This window comes from Fervidicola ferrireducens, from assembly GCF_001562425.1.
GTDB lineage: Bacteria > Bacillota > Thermosediminibacteria > Thermosediminibacterales > Thermosediminibacteraceae > Fervidicola > Fervidicola ferrireducens.
On the sequence record NZ_LOED01000023.1, the window covers coordinates 19,812 to 38,527 of the forward strand.

At 43.5% G+C, this 18,716-nt stretch carries 16 protein-coding genes; all 16 read left to right on the forward strand.

Features of this window, described 5'->3' with window-relative positions; translation table 11 throughout:
- Nucleotides 1–17 precede the first annotated feature (17 nt).
- Nucleotides 18–1,403 carry a Wadjet anti-phage system protein JetA family protein gene (locus AN618_RS08700; RefSeq protein WP_066353947.1) on the forward strand — a complete coding sequence of 462 codons (1,386 nt, stop codon included), beginning with the start codon at nt 18–20 and terminating at the stop codon, nt 1,401–1,403.
- Nucleotides 1,404–1,405: 2 nt separating this feature from the next.
- Nucleotides 1,406–2,032 (forward strand): DUF4194 domain-containing protein, encoded by a 627-nt coding sequence (locus AN618_RS08705; protein WP_066353948.1) that lies wholly within the window; start codon nt 1,406–1,408, stop codon nt 2,030–2,032.
- A 166-nt stretch (nt 2,033–2,198) separates the two neighbouring features.
- Nucleotides 2,199–3,887, forward strand: a complete 1,689-nt coding sequence (locus AN618_RS08710; protein WP_066353949.1) for an IS200/IS605 family accessory protein TnpB-related protein — start codon at nt 2,199–2,201, stop codon at nt 3,885–3,887.
- A 322-nt stretch (nt 3,888–4,209) separates the two neighbouring features.
- Nucleotides 4,210–7,560, forward strand: coding sequence for an ATP-binding protein (locus AN618_RS08715; RefSeq protein WP_187694912.1), 3,351 nt, complete (start codon nt 4,210–4,212; stop codon nt 7,558–7,560).
- 4 nt (nt 7,561–7,564) lie between these two features.
- Entirely contained in the window at nt 7,565–8,791 is a 1,227-nt protein-coding gene (locus AN618_RS08720; protein WP_157081687.1) for a Wadjet anti-phage system protein JetD domain-containing protein, read from the forward strand.
- 235 nt (nt 8,792–9,026) lie between these two features.
- Nucleotides 9,027–11,042, forward strand: a complete 2,016-nt coding sequence (locus tag AN618_RS08725; protein ID WP_066353954.1) for a TIGR02556 family CRISPR-associated protein — start codon at nt 9,027–9,029, stop codon at nt 11,040–11,042.
- 2 nt (nt 11,043–11,044) lie between these two features.
- On the forward strand, nt 11,045–12,043 hold the full coding sequence (gene cas7b, locus AN618_RS08730) for a type I-B CRISPR-associated protein Cas7/Csh2 (RefSeq protein WP_222926446.1): 999 nt from the start codon (nt 11,045–11,047) through the stop codon (nt 12,041–12,043).
- A gap of 15 nt (nt 12,044–12,058) precedes the next feature.
- Nucleotides 12,059–12,808 carry a CRISPR-associated protein Cas5 gene (gene cas5, locus AN618_RS08735; RefSeq protein WP_066353957.1) on the forward strand — a complete coding sequence of 250 codons (750 nt, stop codon included), beginning with the start codon at nt 12,059–12,061 and terminating at the stop codon, nt 12,806–12,808.
- Complete coding sequence (locus AN618_RS08740) at nt 12,805–15,315, forward strand: CRISPR-associated helicase/endonuclease Cas3 (RefSeq protein WP_066353960.1); 2,511 nt, start codon at nt 12,805–12,807, stop codon at nt 15,313–15,315. The genes cas5 and AN618_RS08740 overlap by 4 nt, the downstream gene beginning before the upstream one ends.
- Nucleotides 15,316–15,339: 24 nt before the next feature.
- Entirely contained in the window at nt 15,340–15,828 is a 489-nt protein-coding gene (cas4, locus tag AN618_RS08745) for a CRISPR-associated protein Cas4 (RefSeq protein WP_222926448.1), read from the forward strand.
- Nucleotides 15,825–16,817 carry a type I-B CRISPR-associated endonuclease Cas1b gene (cas1b, locus tag AN618_RS08750; RefSeq protein WP_066353963.1) on the forward strand — a complete coding sequence of 331 codons (993 nt, stop codon included), beginning with the start codon at nt 15,825–15,827 and terminating at the stop codon, nt 16,815–16,817. The genes cas4 and cas1b overlap by 4 nt, the downstream gene beginning before the upstream one ends.
- A 21-nt stretch (nt 16,818–16,838) precedes the next feature.
- A complete protein-coding gene (gene cas2 / locus AN618_RS08755; RefSeq protein WP_066353966.1) occupies nt 16,839–17,102 on the forward strand; it encodes a CRISPR-associated endonuclease Cas2 in 264 nt (87 codons plus the stop codon).
- A gap of 322 nt (nt 17,103–17,424) precedes the next feature.
- On the forward strand, nt 17,425–18,063 hold the full coding sequence (gene cas6 / locus AN618_RS08760; protein WP_066353968.1) for a CRISPR-associated endoribonuclease Cas6: 639 nt from the start codon (nt 17,425–17,427) through the stop codon (nt 18,061–18,063).
- 36 nt (nt 18,064–18,099) lie between these two features.
- On the forward strand, nt 18,100–18,294 hold the full coding sequence (locus AN618_RS08765; protein WP_066353973.1) for a hypothetical protein: 195 nt from the start codon (nt 18,100–18,102) through the stop codon (nt 18,292–18,294).
- Complete coding sequence (locus AN618_RS13745; protein WP_245628465.1) at nt 18,291–18,479, forward strand: hypothetical protein; 189 nt, start codon at nt 18,291–18,293, stop codon at nt 18,477–18,479. Before AN618_RS08765 ends, AN618_RS13745 begins: the two co-directional genes overlap by 4 nt.
- Nucleotides 18,422–18,562 (forward strand): recombinase family protein, encoded by a 141-nt coding sequence (locus AN618_RS14025; RefSeq protein ID WP_342670485.1) that lies wholly within the window; start codon nt 18,422–18,424, stop codon nt 18,560–18,562. The genes AN618_RS13745 and AN618_RS14025 overlap by 58 nt, the downstream gene beginning before the upstream one ends.
- Nucleotides 18,563–18,716 lie beyond the last annotated feature (154 nt).

Below are 18,716 nucleotides of genomic sequence, written 5' to 3' on the forward strand. Positions count from 1 at the left end.
ATAATGAGGGAAAAAGCATGGCCTTTTTCGACAAAATTCCGGAAAATCTTTTTTCAGTCTTGGCTTCCAAAAATAAACACGTCTACCTGGACTCCCTTTTTATAATCTTTCAGGCGTACCAGGAGGAAATGCTCGTAAAAAAGGACGACCTGGTGGAAAGGCTGAAAAGTTACCTTGAAAATTCGAGCTTTTTGCCCGAGGAGGAAGAAGACGAGGAAAGGCCCGACGACGCAAGCCTTTCGGCTCTCGCCCATTTTATTTTGCGAAAGCTTGAAAAAACCGGCTGGATATACAGGGACTATTCGGAAAATTTTATAGAAGAAATTATATACCTTCACGATTACTCGATAAAAATCCTGAATACGCTGTATGAGCTTCAGGTGGATGAAGTGAAGGACTACGGTTCGTACGTCCATTCGGCCTACAACAACCTGAAAAATCAGGACCTCGAAAGGAACGAGGACGCCATCTTCGCCCTCAGGGAAGCTTACAGGAGGACGAAAGACCTCGTAAACGAGCTCAAAAGCCTTCTCAACAACCTGAGGAAATATCACCAGTCCCTTTATGAAAAGGAAGAGATAAGGCAGATTTTGAGGGAACACTTCGACGAGTTCAGGGAACTTATCGACGAGAGGATATACCACCCCCTGAAGACCCTCGATTCCATCCCCCGCTACAAGACCCCTATCATAAATATTTTAAACTCCTGGCTTTACGACAAAGAAATGATGGACCTCTTGGTGAAATCTTCCGTGAGGCGGAGGATTTACAAGGATGAGGAAGAAGCCCTTGAGAAAGTTACGGGGATGATAACCGAGATAGTGAACATCTACTACAATATAGATGTTTTGCTAAAAGAAATTGATAGAAAGCGGGCGGCCTATACTAGGGCTTCGGTGGAGAGGATGCAGTACCTTTTGAACGTAGATATGAGCCTAAAAGGTAAAATAGTGGAGATACTCAAAGCTCTGCCGGAAAATGAGGAAATAGTAACCGCCGTAAACGAGGCCGTTTTGCTTTTTCCCCAAAGCTACATCGATGAGAATTCCCTTTACGTAAAGAAATCCGAGCGGAAACTGCAGGATATAAAATTCACCAAAATAAAAGAGCCCGAGGAAGAAGGCGTTTTCGAAAAGGAGATGGAAAGCTTAAAAGAAAGGCTCAAGAGTGCTTTGACGCGAAAGAAGGTCTTTGAGTTTTTCAAAAAGCTTTTAAAGGGGAAAAGAGAAGTTTTCTCAGAAGAAATAAACCTTGAAAACGATGAGGAATTTTTGATGCTCATACTGGGGGTCATAATGCACGACGAAAAAGGTTCCTTTTACGATGTGGCCTTTGAAGAAAAAGGAAGCGTATCCGTAAACGGCTACAGGATTCCCCGCATGAAGATAAAAAAGAAGGTGTGAAGATGTGGCATGAGGAATACGAAAAGATGAGCGATTCCCAAAAGCAGGAATTTGCAAGGCTGGTAAACTTCCTCCTTTCTCACAATTTTATCCTGAGGGAAAAGTATGACAAAACCTCGATGAACGTGAGGATAAACCCGGACTATAGATTCGTGGAACGCTACTTTGAAGTCTTTTCGGGCTACCTTTCCATGGCCGGCTGGGACGTACACAAAGACAACCACTACGGCGTGATTTCTATATTCAACAGATTCGAGCAGAACCGCGCAAGGCTGAAAAAATTCGAAACCATTGTGCTTTTTGCCTTAAGGCTTTTGTACGAAGAAGAAAGGGAAAAAATTTCTCTGAGAAAGGACGTTATAGTGACGAAGGGCGACGTGGTGAGAAAACTTCTCAACACCGGGGCTATAGACAGGAAACCGGCAGAAAGGGATTTAAACGAAACTTTGAATCTTTTTAAGAATTACCAGATTATAGAGAAAATAGAAAATCCGCTGGACGACTACGAAAGCAAGATAATCATTTACCCTTCGATTTTGCACGTCCTGCCATCCGAAAAGATTAATGTGATCTATAGAATGATAGAGGAAAAAAGTGCGGAAGAAGAAATACCCGAAGGGGAGGAATAAAGCAGCTACAAGAAAATGTACTGTAGTTAACTTTACTTAACTATTTTGCCGCCATAAAAGCATGGAACTCTTATCCACTGAAGAAACAGCGAAGAGATTAGGCAAGGTTTTATCAAATCTGTGCGGCGGCCAGCGGAGATACCCGGTTTCCGGGAGCTGATAAGAAATGCCGAAGAAACAGAAAAAGGACAAATTTAGCATGACACTAAGCGGCGAGTTCTTTCCGGAAGTTTACCCTGCCTTTCGCTCGCAAAAATGGAGCCGTGGCGAGGAAGACCCCCTTAAGACAGAAATGCGCCTTTTTTCTGCCTGTATGCGCTGGGCCTTCAATCGGCTCCTGGAGGGTACATCCCGGGATGAAATAAAGAAATTGGGGCAGGAACTCTTCGGAATCAACTCCCGATATGCGGACGACGCAAGGCTCAAAGCCCAGGCCCTGCTGGACTCCCAAAAAGAGCTGCTGGAGCTGGAGATTGAGGAGACGAAAAACAAGCTGAACCGGGCGAGGAAGAAGCTTGGCACTGCCATGAGGAAACTGGCGAAAGCAGAAGAAAAAGGTGATACGCCAGAAGATATCGAGAAGCTTCATCTTGCAGTTAAAGGGCGGAACAACCGGGTGGCATCCCTGGAGAAAAAGCTGGCCGAACTTGAAATCCATCAAGAGAATGGCACGATACCGAAGGTAGTCTTTGGCGGCAGAAAGCTATGGGAAAAGGTTTGCAAAGGGCTGGCCACGCGGGAAGAGTGGCGAGCATCCCGCAAAAACCGCCTCTACTCCCGGGGAGACGAGACAAAGGGCGGCAACCCTAACATCAAGGTATCCTTTGAGGGGCAGGAGTTCTGCCTGGCTGTCTCCATATCCCACCTTTCCGAACAGACAGGCACGGATAAACTTGGCCGCCCGAAGATGAGCAAAGCCCCAAGAGTAGAAGGAAGGTTGTGGCTGCCGGAGAAGCACCGGGACCTTATGCGGATATGGCTTGCCATGAAACTGCCCTATACAGTAGAGCTGGTCCATACTCAGAAAGGCCGCTATATAGCGCATCTCACGCTGGATTTGGGCATGATGAAGGAACCCGATTTTACTAAAGGCTGTCTAGCCCTGGACATCAACCCTGACGGCGTAGCCTTATGCAATACAAACGCCTCAGGCCAGCCCGAGCCGTGGCCGGAAGATTTTAAAATCCCTTGCCCCGGCAACCTGGGCAAATATGAAGGAGAGTTTCAAATTATCACTTACCCGAACGGCTTTCTCTACATCAGGATACCCGACCTAGCCTATACTTCCGGTTTCCGGCGGGATTACCTGATAGGCGTCTTAGCAAAGGTAATCATTGAAATAGCTTTCTCCCTGGGCAAACCAATTGCCCTGGAGGACTTGAAGTTTAGTAAAGACAGGCTGGATACCAACAAAAAATTTAACCGGATGGCTTCAAACTTTCCCTTTGCCAGAATGGTGGAAGCGGTGTGCAGGAGAGCAGTCAAAGAAGGAGTGCCGTTTAAGCTAGTATCTGCCCGGGACACGTCCACCATTGGCTACTGGAAGTATAAAAAACGTTACGCCGTTCCGGAGCACTGTGCTGCGGCACTGGTTATTGGCCGCAGAGCAATGGGTTTTGAGGAACGGATAACGAAAGAACTCAAACAAATGGTAGCCCAAATCAAGCAAAATCTGACCTTTAAGGTTTATCCTTATACACCGAGGGAAGGAAGAGGGATGACCCGCAGGGTCAGGGCCTGCTTGAGGCGGCTGGAGGAAAAGCTCCTATTGCACAACGGGCTTGCCATATGGCAGCAGGAGGCGTTTTACTCCGTCTGGCACGACCTCAAGGAACTAGCCCTGTCCTTACGGTGACTCCGTTTAGCCGGTATCGGACAAACCGGCAGGCGCCCTGACAGGGCGGTCCGGGCGGCGGTGAGCACACCGCCTCTACTCCAGTTTACTCTGACCTGCGGGCGTTTTGCGCCCCGCCAGTCCGAGCAGGCGAGCCTGGGGTATGGGGGTATGATTGACTGCTCCGTCCGGACTCCGGGTGGGACTCCCGGGCCGAGGCCCCTTGTCGCCCTGCCCCTCGGAGGGCAAATCAAATATCCGGAAAGGAGGCGAAAACCTGGTCTGGGGGCCGGCTTGGCTGGAGGTAAAAACAGTCAAGTTTTTTGAACCAGGAAGAGGTAAGTTGAAGCTTTTGAAAAAACTGCTCCTCATTAACTGGCACTACATCCTGCATGAACTAATAGAATTCGACATGGTGAATTTCCTGACGGGGAAAAACGGCGCCGGAAAGTCTACCATTGTAGACGCCTTGCAGCTTTTAATCCTGGGGGATACGAAGGGCGATTACTTCAACAAGGCCGCCAATGAAAGGTCTAAGAGGAATTTAAAAGGGTATTTACGGGGTGAAATCGCCGACGATACGGAAGGCGGCATTCTCGTTTTGAGAGAAGGGAACTTTTCCAGCTACATCGTGGGCGAGTTTTGCGATACCGCAAAGAAAAGCACTTTTTGCTACGGCGTTGCCTTCGATGTTTATGAAAACGGCGAAGTGGACCACAGGTTCTTTTACCTCGAGTCGCCCTTGCCGGAAAATCACTTCATAGTAGACGGAATTCCTTTGAATACAAAGGACCTTAGAACTTTTCTGAATGCTAAATACAGAGAAAAATTTAAGATTTTCAGCTCGAACAGGGAATACCAGAACCACTTTTTGGCAAAGATGGGAAGCCTCAACGAAAAATTTTACAGCGTCTTTAAAAAGTCCGTTTCCTTTTCTCCCATAGTGGAGATAGAAAAATTCATCACCGAATATGTATGCGACGCGCCACCCAAGATCGACATCTCCGATATGCAGGAAAACCTGAGGTATTACAAAGAGCTGGAGTATCAAGCTGAGCAGGTAAAAAAGATGGTGAGAGATTTAGAAGATATAGAGGCCCTTTATAATGAATACCTTACGGAGGAAAAGAAGTTAAAGGAGCAGGAGTACCTCATAAATAGAGCCCAGGTAGAAAGCACAATAAATCAAAGGCGGGCTCTTATCGAAGAAGCGCAAATAAAAAGAGCACTTTTGGAGGAAAAGGAAGGGCAAAAAGATGAATTCGAAAGAAAAGTAAGAGAACTTGAGCGCAGAAAAGATGACTTAATCAGGGAAAAATACAGCATGGAAGATTACAAAAAAAGTGAGTATCTCAAGGCCCAGGAAGAAAACATCAGGGAACAGATAAAAGAAAAAGAAGCTGCGATACATCAAGTTCAAAAGTATTTCGGCAAGGTGCTCAAAGACTGGGAAATGGTTTTAGATGAAATTTCCTCTTTTGCCGGGAAATTTGACGAGGAGTTTTTGAAAACCGCAAAGGAAAAAATAAAAAAGCTTGGCAGAGTTACCGCCGAGAATATCACTTATATCGAAGAAGGCGAAGTTGTTTCATTGAAAAATGATATAGCCCTGTGCAAAGACTTCCTTGAGAAACTTTTTTACTCCGTGGAGCAGGAAAAAACAAAACTGGAAGAAGATATAAGGAAAATAGAAAGTGAGATAGAGAACCTCAAAAAAGGCATTAAGCCCTACGACAGGAAGCTGCTGGAGCTAAAAAGCGAGATAGAAAAAGCCCTGAAGAGCAAATACAAGAAAGAAATAAAAGTGGAAATCCTGGCGGACCTTCTGGAAGTGCGAAATAAAAAGTGGCAAAACGCAATTGAGGCCTACCTTCACACCCAGAAATTTTACCTGGTCCCTGAGCCGGAATGCTTCGTGGACGCCTTAAAAATCTACGATAGGTTGAAATTCGAAAAGGGCTTTTACGATATAGGCCTGGTGGACACCGGAAAACTCGAAAGGCAAAACATAAAAGTATGGGAAAACAGCCTGGCTTCAGAGGTGATGACGGAAAACAAATACGCCCGACTTTTCGTGGATTTTCTGCTGGGAAGAGTCGTGAAGTGCGAAAAAATTGAGGAATTGAGAAATTACCCTACAGCCATAACGCCGGACTGCATGCTGTATCAAAATTTCGTGGCAAGGCAGCTAAATCCGGAGAGGTGGAGGTTTCCCTACATCGGCAAAAAGTCCCTGGAAGATATGCTGCGAGCGAAAACGGCAGAGGTGAAGGAAAAGAGGATTTTGGTCGATGAGCTGATGGATGGCTACAAAAGACTTGTCCGGGTTAAGAATGTGGAACCCATCACGGAAAGCTTCATGGAAAATCTAAAGAATGCCAAAAAAGAAAGGGAAAAGCTGGATATATTATTTGAAAAGCTGGAGGAAATAGAAAAGCAAAAATCCCTGCTGGACCTTACAAAATTGATGGAAATCGACGAAAGGATAGAAAAAGCTGAAAAAGAGCTGGAAGGAGCTAAAAATGAGATAAAAAGGCTGCAAGAGGTCATATCGGAGATTACTTCCGAAATAAGGCTTTTGGAGCACCAGAAGGAGGAAAAAGAGAAAGAACTTAAAAGCCAGCTTCAGGCATTAGAAGAGAGATTTGATCTGGATTTCATAAAAGATACGGGAGAGCCCAGGTTCCTCAGGGAGCTTCAGGCAAGAAAAGACCCGGAAAACATAATAAGGGCATTTCAAAGCCAGGTGGCAAGGACGCAGAGTCAAAAGGAGAAAAAGTGGAATTTGCTTTTGAACAAGCGCTCGGATTACAACCGGGAATACAAGATGCCATTTAACGTATCCTCCCAGGACAACGCCGAATACCGAAAGGAACTCGAAAGGCTTTTAAGAACCGAGCTTCCGGCATACGAAGAGAAAATAAGGGATGCAAAGGAAAAGGCGAGGATCCAGTTCCAGGAGGACTTCATAAGCAAGATAAAGGAAAACATCGATAAGGTAAAGGAGCAGATCGACGAGCTTAATTCGGCCTTGAAGCAGTTCTCCTTCGGGAAAGACAGGTACAGGTTCGAGGTAAGGCCCAACCCGGCTTACAGAAAATTTTACGACATGATAATGGACAGCCTCCTTCTCGAGGGTTATTCTATATTTTCAATAGAATTTCAAAAACGGCACGGAGAAGCTTTGGAGGAGCTTTTCAACCAGATAGTCTATGTTGGGGAGTCGACCCTTTCGGCGGACGAAAGGGAAAAGCTCGAGAAAAACATCGAAACGTACACCGACTACCGGACCTACCTTACTTTCGATCTCATAGTTACCGACGACCAGGGCAGGGAATCGAGGCTTTCGAGGACGCTTCTTAAAAAATCTGGGGGAGAAACTCAAACGCCCTTTTATATATCAATCCTCGCTTCCTTCGGCAGGATTTACCGGCTCGGGAATATGTACAGGGAAAATAATACTCTGAGGCTCATAATCTTTGACGAAGCCTTCAGCAAAATGGACCACCAGCGGGTGCAGGAAAGCATAAAGCTTCTGAGGAGCTTCGGCTTTCAGGCAATTATCTCGGCACCTACAGAAAAGATCCAGGATATAGCGACTTTGGTGGACAGGAACCTGTGCGTGATAAAGGCCAAGGACAGCACTATTGTCCGGGCCTTCGACCCGAGGGAAGTGATGGAAGAAGGGGAATAAGTTGATGGATTTGAGGAAGGCGATTGTATCAAGGCTTCTTGACAAATACGAAAAAAGCAAGAGATTTTCGGGAGATGCCAAAATCGAGAAAAGGATAACTTTGAACTTTTCCAAGGGCGAATTTCCCTTCTACGACATAGAAAATGTAGAATCCAAGGAAAACGTCCATTTTGCCTTAAAGGAGCTGGAAAAAGAAGGCATTATCAAGATAAAGTGGGTAAAATTTGAAGAAGGAAACATCGTAGAAAAGGTGTTTTTAAACCTGGAAAATTTGGAAAAAGCTTATGATGCGGCCAGGAGAGAGCCAAAAGGTGCGGTTTTAAAAAAGATGGCAGAAAAGCTTTTCAGTTTCAAACAAGAAATAAAAAGCGAGTGGCTTTTAGGATTTGCCGACTTTGAAATAGAAAGGATAAGGGAGAAAAAAAGCTACCCCGCATACCTTCCAAAGGAAGAAGAATTATTCGACCTTACGCTGATGGCGTTGAGAGGAATTGAGCAAAAAGGCGATGAAGAGATTCTAGAAAGGGTTTTCAGCAAGAGGTACCTGAAGGACAGCAAGAAATTTGAGAGGGTAAAGGGCAAGGTCTTTGCAGTGATGAAAGATTTTCTTTTCAAAGAATACGTCGAAGAGGACGAAGCCTTTGAGAGGATTGGAATCCTGAAGACCATAGAGGAGATACTGTTTTGCGGAGCATTGAAGGCTAAGGTTGCGGGGAGCGCTCTAGATTTTTCTGCTTTCGTCTACGGCACTTCCTTAAACAGCCTTTCTGTGAGAGAGATGGAAATTTTGGATATCTCGTGCAGCAGGATAATTACCGTCGAAAACAAGGCTAATTACTATGAACTGATAAAGGATGCAAACTCGAAAGGAGACTTTATAGTCTACCTGGGAGGCTTTTACAGCCCTTCGAAGAGGCTTTTTCTGGAAAAGCTTTATTCTTTTATTAAGGCTAAAAATAAAAACGTAAAGTTTTATCACTGGGGAGACATAGACTTAGGAGGATTCAAGATTTTCGTGAAATTGAAAGAGATAATAAAGGAACTAAAACCTCTTTACATGGACGTGGAAACGCTGGAAAAGTACAAAGCCTTCGGTGAACCTTTCAGCAAAGACTACGAAAAAAGATTGAGAGAGCTTCTTGGAAAACCGGAGTACAGCGAGTTTTACGAAGTCATACAGGAAATGCTGAAACTCGGGATAAGGCTGGAACAGGAAGCAATTCTGGCGTGAGGGAAAACTGTTTCAGCTATATTAAATCACTGCTTGCTGGAAACATGTTGAGTTTTGCAATTTATGGCCAAAATTTGTCGAAAAAATATTTTTTGTAAAAAGAGAGGATTTTAAAGAAATTTATAGAAAATATTATTTGTTTGGCGAACAAATTTTTAGTATCTAAGGTGCCATAAATGTGTGGTGCATGAAAGGACTATGAAAAAAGAGAATCTATTACAAGGGGGTGAGGAAAATGATAGAAGCCATCAAGATTTTGGGCGAAAGTATGATGAAAACTGCTGGCAGCGAGCCATTCTTAAGTAGCTTGATAGATCAGGTCGACGCTGACAGGTACATAGTGATATTTGATTTTAAAACTGACGATGACATCGAGATAAAAATCGATACTTGGGGTGTTGATGCAGAAAAGCTGGATAAAGTCAAGTGGGTGGGGAACGTAAAGGGGAACAATCCGCAGGACAGGCTGACAACAGATAATCTACAGTATCTGGTTTCTCAATCTATTCCAAATCTGGCGGCCAACCTGCCGGAGGGTAGCGACCTTAAAATTAAGCTGCAAGACTTTATAGATAAATTTTACTATAAAATTCCCGGTTTGAAAGGATTCGAGAGCAGATACGCATACATATGGGATTTGGACAAAATTGGGATAAAAGGTCAAAACCTACTTTCCAAAAAGAATAAAGAGAAAATAGCGGCTTTAGCCGAATCTTATGAATTTGGCTCTCCGGAGTTTTATGAAGCGTATGTAAAAAAAGAGGGGAAGGCCAAAGATCTTGCGTCTATTGTCGCTGATTTTGTAGGCAATTGGCTCGAAAAACAATGGGATATTCCCAGAAAATCCATAGGATTATATACGATAAGACTTGACGGGCAGCTCCTCGCTGAACATCCGGATTACCATAAGTACCTGGAAAACAGGCTGGTAGACGACGTGTTTGATGAAGAGGAATTCGTGGGCCAGTGCCATATCTGTCAAAAGTCGCAAGAAAAACTCACCAAAAATTTTACCCGTTTCAGGCTACTTAAATTTTACATAAACGATAAAAAAGGCTTCGCCAGCGGCCTTGCTGATCGGGGCTTTTTCAAAAACTACGCGGTATGTAAAGAATGCTACAAGCACCTGCTTGTAGGGGAGCGCACAATTGAAAATCATTTCAGGAGCAGACTGGGAGAGGCGGATGTTTACTTAATACCTGAATTTTACCAAAACGTTGATCCAGAGCAGCTTCACGTAAAAGAATGGGCGGAATACTTAAAGAGAAAATTACAGGAATTAAATAAATTTGAAGCCTGGCAGGAGTTTCAGGATAAGATTTCTGACGATCAGCTGCGCAAATTTGGGAAAGATTCTTATCTTTTAAATTTCCTGTTTGCTAGACGTCCCCCGGGGTCTTCAGAGGTAAAAGTACTCAGATTTATTCAGGATATACCGCCGCACAGGCTCGATGAATTAAAGAACGCTATGATTCAAGTCAGGGATCTCTTTGGGGAGGGGGAAATGCACCATTTCAACTTGGATTATACCCAGATATATTTCCTGCTTCCGATTAGAAAAGTGAAAAACGAGCCTCAGATCGGCATTTATCTAGATATCCTCGAGGCGCTTTTCAAAGGACATCCTCTAAAACTTTCATTGTTGACAGATCTTCTGATGGAGACCGTTCGAGTACACGCTTTCGAGAAGTACGATGCTTATGTGCAGAAGAAAAATGATAAATCGGATTCAATAGACGAATTAGACAGGTTTTTGATAATGGCCCAGTTCTTTATTTTCTACCTTAAAAGATTAAATATGATAAAGGAATTGCGGGGAGGTGAACTCGAATTGGTAGCGGAAAAGCTTGTACCCGAAGAGATAAAAAGCTATTGGGAAAAAGTTGGATTATCCGACCCTCAAAAAGCTCTTTTCCTACTCGGCTATCTTATCGGTGAAATAGGCAAAAAGCAATATCAAGAAGGAAAGACCAAGCCCATCATGAACAAGCTAAATTACCAGGGGATGACAGAGGGCAAAATAAAAGTGCTTTCGTCTGAAATCCTTGATAAGCTATATCAGAACAAAATTTGGAATTTTAACGAGAGGATTTACGCGGCGATGAAGGAACTTCTAGATAAATCTTTGGGGAAATTTAATTCGGCGGAAGAAAACGTCTACTGGATACTTTCCGGATATGCTTTTTCCACCGCTCGGGGGATAATGAGTAAAAGTGCTGAAAAAACAGCAGAAAAAGAGGAGGAGGTATGAATATGGAACCCATAAAGGTAAACAGTGAAATCCTGTTTTTGTATGACGCCAGGATGTGCAATCCGAACGGAGATCCAGACGATGAAAACAAGCCCAGGATGGACTACGAAACCGGGAGAAACCTGGTAAGCGACGTCCGCCTAAAAAGGTATATCAGGGATTACTGGCTGAACCAGAGCGAAGACTGGTGGATAAAATCGGGCTATGCCGCACCGCAGGACGTGTGGGTTAGAAAACTCGTCAATGGTACCGAAGAACGCGTCACCAGCGCCAAGGACCGTATAGAGAGCCTGGCTAAAGAATTGGGGTATAAATCGGCGAAAGAGGCTTCTACCCATTCTGAATTCCGGGACGCCCTGCTTGAAAAGCTCATCGATGTGCGCTGCTTTGGTGCTACGATGCCCATCGGTGGAGATGAGGGAAGCGCAGGAGCGTCAGCCACCTTTACAGGCGCTGTCCAATTTTCCTGGGGTTACTCATTAAACCGGGTCGAGATCCTACCCTCTTCTACCATCAGCTCCCATTTTGCCGGCAGGGATGCGGGAGAGAAAGGGCAGTACGGTACCTTCGGTAAGGACTGGCGTGTAAAATATTCACTCCTTGCATTTTACGGTATTGCCAGCGCCTGGAGAGCGAAAAAGACCCGTTTCAGCGATCTGGATCAGCATGTGCTCGATCATTCACTGGTCAACGCTCTCTTGTTGCTAGCCACAACTAGGAGCAAGATAGGTCAGACCCCGCAGCTTATGATGAGGGTGGAATACAAGGACGATACCACAATCCTCGGAGATTTCAGGAACTGGATCGGTATAAAAAATGCCGAGGGGATTGAAAACATTGGACAGGCGGGAGTAATCTTTGACCCGCTGGCAGAATTGATAAACAAGAATTTGAACCGGATAAACAAAGTATACATATGGGTCAATTCCGAGTTTAAAGAGGGGTTAGCTTTCCGCGATATGCTGGGAAAGGATGTGATTTCTGAATTTACCCCGCTATAAGTTGAGGTGGATGACATGAGAAGTTTATTAGCGTTTGACCTGGCGGGAAAGATGGCCCATTTTAGAAAGTTTTATACCAACTCATCTTCTTTATCTTATCCCTTTCCACCCAGGACTGTAGTGGCCGGGATGTTAGCGGCCGTACTTGGATGGGAGCGAGACACCTATTATGATGCTCTGTCAACCCAAAAAGCAAAAATAGCCGTGAGAATAATGAAGCCATCGCGTTCCGTGATGCAGACGGTAAACTATATTGATACAGATCAGGAAGGATTAAAGAAACACTTGGACGGTAGTAGAGCACGCACATTGATTCCATTGGAAATAGTTCTACCTATAGATTTTGATGACCTTTTAAGCTACCGGGTATTCCTGCTCCACGCTGATTCAGGTGTCACAAGAGAGCTCTTTTCCCTTTTAAATACTTGCCGCACAAAATTTCCTCTTTATTTCGGGTTAACCGAATTCCCGGCATGGGTACAAAGGGCTCGACTTTACGAGGGTGAAGATTTTGAGCTTCGGGAGGAAAAGGGTGGAGAAGTGGCGATAGACACCGTTTTGCCCGTGGGAAAGGTAGAAGAAATAACAGGCCTCGACTCAGGAGTAAGAATCCATAAGGATAGAATACCCCTGGATTTTACCGGCGAAAGAACATTGAGTCATGCTGCGTCAGTTATATGGGAAGCAAAGGCTGCTCCCATCAGGGCAAAGATAAGGGGGGAAGTTTTTAAAACTTCTGAGGAGAGTGGGGTCTTTCTGGAATGAATCGCCATTACTATTCTCACATTGGTAAGTTTTTGAAAGAACATTTGAAGGAAGTTGGGGAGGAGGCCAAAAAATGTCTGGATCACCCGGCCCTCCCCGCTCGGGATCTTTTGAGCAAAGCGGCCTTTTTCATAGGGCTTACCCATGACCTGGGTAAATTCACCACCTATTTTCAAAAACACTTGAATGAAGAAAAAATAGAAAGTAATCTCAGTAACCACGCTTTTATTTCAGCGGTTCTGGGGGCCTACATAGTTAGAAAAAGACTTTGCGAGTTTCCCGATATGCCGGAAAGAAAATTTATCCCCCTACTCTGCTACCTTGTAATCCACAGGCATCACGGGAATCTCAAAGACCCAAGGGATCTCCTGCCCCGTACCAGGAAGTGCTTGCAAAAGTGGCCGGAAGACATAAAAAAGCTCGATAATGAGTTTTACCGGCCTTTCAGTGCTATGAAGATCCAGCTCCAGGACCTCTGCAGTAATTGGGATAAAATCCGCCCGGATTTAGAGGAACTTGGCATAGCTGACGAGGTTAAGGAGTTTCTAGAAAATCAGCCAGTAGTGGAACTCTTTACCGACCTTGAGAGTATATACTTTGAAATTGAAGAAACTCAAAGAAACGATGAAGTACGGGCCGCGCGTCTTTGCCTTTGGGGGCAACTTCTTTTTTCAGCTTTAATCGACACAGACAAGTTTAGCGCTGCCAGTGTGGAAAAGCCCGGTAGAGCTTTTATCCCGAAAGACATAGTAGAAAAATACATAGCATTTAAGTATCCGAAGCCCCGCCATGAAATGGACAGGCTTCGAAATGAGTTTCACTCAGAAGTGAGGAAAAGAATAGAGGAGGTTTTGCAAGAATCAGAAAACTTCCGCGTGCTTTCCATTACCGCGCCCACCGGTATGGGAAAAACCTTTGCGGCTATGGACGCAGCCCTGAGGATAAGAGGGGCTCTAGAGGAAAAATGGAAAGAAAAAAACATCGCACCACGAATTATCTATGCTCTGCCTTTTATAAACATCATAGAACAAAATTATGAAGCTTATCATAATGTTCTGGATTCGCAACTCGGGGATGAATACAGGGCTTCTCCTGAAAAATACCTTTTGAGACACCATTATCTTGCCGAAATATCCTACGCTGTTGACAACGAAAAAAAGCCGGTGGAGGAAGCATTGCTTCTGACCGAATCCTGGGAAAGTGAGATCGTGATTACTACCTTTGTTCAGGTGTTTCAAACTATAATGGGTTACAGAAACAGATTTTTGAAAAAGCTTCATAACCTTGTGGGGTCTATATTAATTCTTGATGAGGTCCAGAGCTTACCGGTGGAATATTGGAGACTGACGGATAAGGTCTTCCAGAATCTCTGCAGGGAACTCGGTCTTACGGTGCTGCAGATCACCGCCACTCAGCCCATGATTTTTCAACAGGAGTCTTCGGTACAGCTTTACCCCGATTACAGAAAGCTCTTTGAATGCCAGAATAGGACTGTGCTCCAGGTGGATTTGAAGGAAAAGTCTGAAGACGAGTGGGTCGAATGGATATTGGAACTTTATGAAGGGCACGGTTCACTTATGGTAGTGCTGAACACTATCCGGGCGAGCATTAGCTTATACGACAAGGTTAAGAAAAGGTTGGAAAATTGTGGAGTAAAGTCTTTTGGTTTACAGCCCCCTGAGACCGAGCAATGGATAGTATACCTTTCCACCAATATAGTTCCGGCTCAGAGGCGACAGAGATTGGCAGAACTCAAGAAACATCTTGAAAGAGGTGGACGGGCTATTTTGATATCCACCCAGGTGGTGGAGGCTGGAGTGAATATAGATTTTCCCGCGGTTTTAAGAGAAATAGGACCCTTTGATTCGATTGTGCAGGTGGCGGGACGCTGCAATAGAGAAGGTTTGAAAGGCACCGGTTTCGTATATATCGGCTGTTTGGAAAATGGAAGGGCAGGTCATGTCTACGGTTCCGTTCACATTACTGCAGCTCGAAATATTTTAAAAGAAATTACAAATGAATTTTCCAGCAGGTTAAATGAAAAGGAGTACATAAAATTTGTAGAAGAATATTTTAAACTCATTAACGAAAATAGCTCCAAAGAGCGCTCAGAAAAACTCTGGAATGCATACAAGCTCCTTATTTACGATTCTCTAGAACAAGATGCTCTAAGTGAATTCGAACTGTTGGAACATGTTGAACAAATTCCGGTTTGTGTGCCCCTTTTACCCGAAGATGAGGAATGGCTTCAAGATGTATACGCAAAAGAAGTGTTGGACGAAAAAATACCTTTCTTGGAAAGGCGCCTTGCGGCGATAAAACATAAGAAGAGATTTCATGACCTGACCATAAGGCCTCTTCTCCAAAGGGCTAAGGAAAATCTTCCAATTCCCCTGAACAAATCGGGTACTATCCGGTGGGTTCCTCTGCGCGACCGAGATGCCTTCTACGATCTTGAATTTGGATTCAAATGGCGACCTGAGGATCATTCTGCATGGTGCTTGTAGTCAAAATGCTTCAAGGTGGGGTTTATGGTTAACGGCAATCTGGTTCAGAGTTACGTCATATGCCCAAGGCAGGCCTGGCTTTTTAGCCGGAATCTTACCCCGGATCAGGAACACCCATACATTGAACTGGGTAGATTAATTGACAGCGAGAGCTATAAGAGGGATAAGAAAAAGATACAATTTGAAAACCTGGTCATCGATATAATCAGGTCTGAGGGTTCCGATATTGTGGTAGGAGAAGTGAAGAAAAGTTCTAAGGCTTCCGAAAGGGGAAAACTACAACTCCTCTATTATCTGTATCGCCTCAAGGAGCACGGTGTGGAAGCCAGGGGAATGCTTTATTATCCTGAGGAAAGGAAGAGGGAGGCCGTTGAATTAACAACTGAGAATGAAAAAAGGATAGAAAGGTTGATTAGAGAAATTGAAGACTTAATTGTAAGGGAAGCACCGCCTCCTTTCAAGAAGATTCCTTATTGTAAAAGCTGTGCGTTTAGGGAGTTTTGTATGTCATGAAAAGGTCAGTATATATTTTTTCAAGTGGAGAGCTCAAGAGAAAAGACAATACCCTTTGCTTGGAAACTGAGGAAGGCAAAAACTACATACCGGTCGAAAACACTGATGAAATATACATCTTTGGTGAAGTAGAAGTAAACAAGAGATTTTTGGAATTCGCCGCACAAAATGAGATAATAGTGCACTTTTTTAACTACTATGACTATTACGTGGGTTCCTTCTATCCGCGGGAATTTATGAATTCAGGGTATATGATATTGAAGCAGGCCGAGCACTATCTGGATAAAGAAAAGAGGATAGTAATCGCGCGAAAAATTGTGACAGGTGCGATAAAGAATATCTTGCAGGTGATGAACTATTACATTAATCGGGGAAAAGACCTGGCTGACGTCGTTGAAAGGATTCGTGATCTGGAAAGCAGGGTCGAAAGTTTTAACGAAATTGACGAACTCATGGCTATTGAAGGCAATGTCAGGGAAAGTTACTATTCTTCATTCGATAAGATATTAGAAAATCCTGATTTTAAATTTTATAAAAGGACCAAGAGACCTCCTAAAAACAACCTGAATGCGCTTATAAGCTTTGGGAACTCCATGATATATACGATAGTATTAAGCGAGATTTACAAAACCCATCTGGATCCTCGTATTGGTTTTCTTCACGCCACAAATTTTAGGAGATTTACATTAAATCTCGATATAGCAGAAATTTTCAAGCCAATTATAGTCGACAGGGTTATTTTTACTCTCATCAGCAGAAAAGTAATAACAAAAGATGATTTTGAAAAGGATTTTGAAGGGCTGATACTTAAAGAAAATGCCAAAAAGGAATTTATAAAAGAATTGGAAGTAAAGCTTTCCAGCACTTTCAAACACAGACAGATTGGTAAAGATGTCTCATACAGGAGACTTATAAGGCTAGAGCTATATAAACTCGAAAAACATCTCATGGGAGAGCAAGAATACAACCCCTTTGTCGCTAAGTGGTAATTCGGAGGTACCGTGATTGGTATGTTTGTTATACTTGTTTACGACGTGGGAGAAAAAAGGGTAGGAAAAGTATTAAAAATCTGTCGAAAGTATCTCACCTGGGTTCAAAATTCAGTCCTCGAAGGCGAGATAACGGAAGCGGCATATAAAAGGCTGAAGATAGAATTAAAAAGAGTAATAGAAGAAAATGAAGATTCGGTTATTTTCTATATACTGAGGACTACTAAATACTCCGAGCGCGAAACTATGGGTGTAAAGAAAGGCGGAGAAGAAATCTTTCTGTAAAATAGCGGGATATAACGCAGATTTTTCAGTAGCAGGCCGTAATGTTGTAAAAACAGTTTTAAAATCCATGGTTACGAGGAATATTCAATGAAATCTCACAATACGTACAGAGACCTGTCATCAGTTTAAATCCAAGGGATTTCAGGAATTTTGCAAACGTCAGGGTACACTACACGGCGAATATCTGTGAGCACAGAGAGAAATCCAAATATAGAGTTTTTAAGGACATTAAGGAGGAGTTTGTTGAGTTGAATGAATTTGTGAAGCGGGGAATATTGGCCGGTCAATTCCAAAAAATTTAAGCGAGGAGTTTTCGGAGTTCTTGCATAATCAAGGATTTAAACTGGGCAGCAGAAGTTTTAAACTTTTTACTTTTTCCAGGTTGATGGGGCGATTTAAGATTTTGCAGGATAATAAGATAAAGATTTATCCTCCGTTTGAATTAATAGTTTCTTCGCCTGTAGACAGGTTTATCAAGGATTTTGCAAGCTCACTTTTGAAAAATAATAATTTTAATTTGGCAGGACAGAACGTTGAAATAAATAGGATATCCGTTTTGTCGGAGTTAGACAGAGAAAAATGTAAAGAAGGTTTGTTTATCAAAATGCTTTTGCCTGTTGTCGTCTATAAGACGTATTTTGATAACAGGAATGACAGAAAGACATATTATTTCAATCCTGAAGAAGAGGAATTTGCTGCTTTGATAAAGGAAAATTTGCTTAAAAAAGCCAGGCTGTTGAATATGGACAATGTGGATAGCTCGTATTTTAAGATAGAACCTGCGTTTGAATTAAATCAAAAATACTGCAAAATAGTAAAGTATAAGGATACGGTTATAAAAGGATGGATGGGAATTTACAGGCTTTTTGCTGATTTTCCGTTATTGAAAGTTGCATATGATACAGGATTGGGAAGCAAGAATTCACAGGGCTTTGGCTGTTTTGAAGTTATAGAAGTATAAAAAATATGGGACTGCGAAGGAGAAGATTTAATAAGCATGAATAAAAAAGAATGCATGAATGACAGGAAGGTGTTTTTATTAATGTCCTATGAAATTGATGAAATCCAGAGAAAGCAGGCTGAAAAATTGTACGGGGTAAGATGTTTTATAAAATTGCCGGAAAAATTGCAAGAAAGGTGTTCCTACCAACAGTTGCCTTCTTTTTTAATCAATACAATACTTAAAGTATGAAACCTGAACTAGAGGAACATTACCCTTTACGCAAAGCTGTAGAGATACTGGGCGTCCACCCGATAACCCTGCGCCGGCCACCGTCTACGCGCGCGTTTCATCGGCCAAACAGGCCGGTGCGGGAAACCTGGAGCGCCAGAGAGAGCGGCTGGAAGAATATTGCCGCTCCAGGGGCTACGATATAGTGGCGGTAATCGCAGAGCAGGGTTCGGGGTTGAACGAAAAGCGCAAAGTACTCGCAAGGCTTTTCAGGATGGCCCGTGAATGAAAATGGGCAAAGAGTTCCGAAAAAAAGTGAGGGAGGCCATGTGGGATGCAGCAAAAAGTGAATAAGCCTACCGACATGATGACCATACCAGGCAGAATATACCCCGACCAGGACGCACAGGAAAGGCTGGTCTCCTTCATGCGACGTTTCCAGG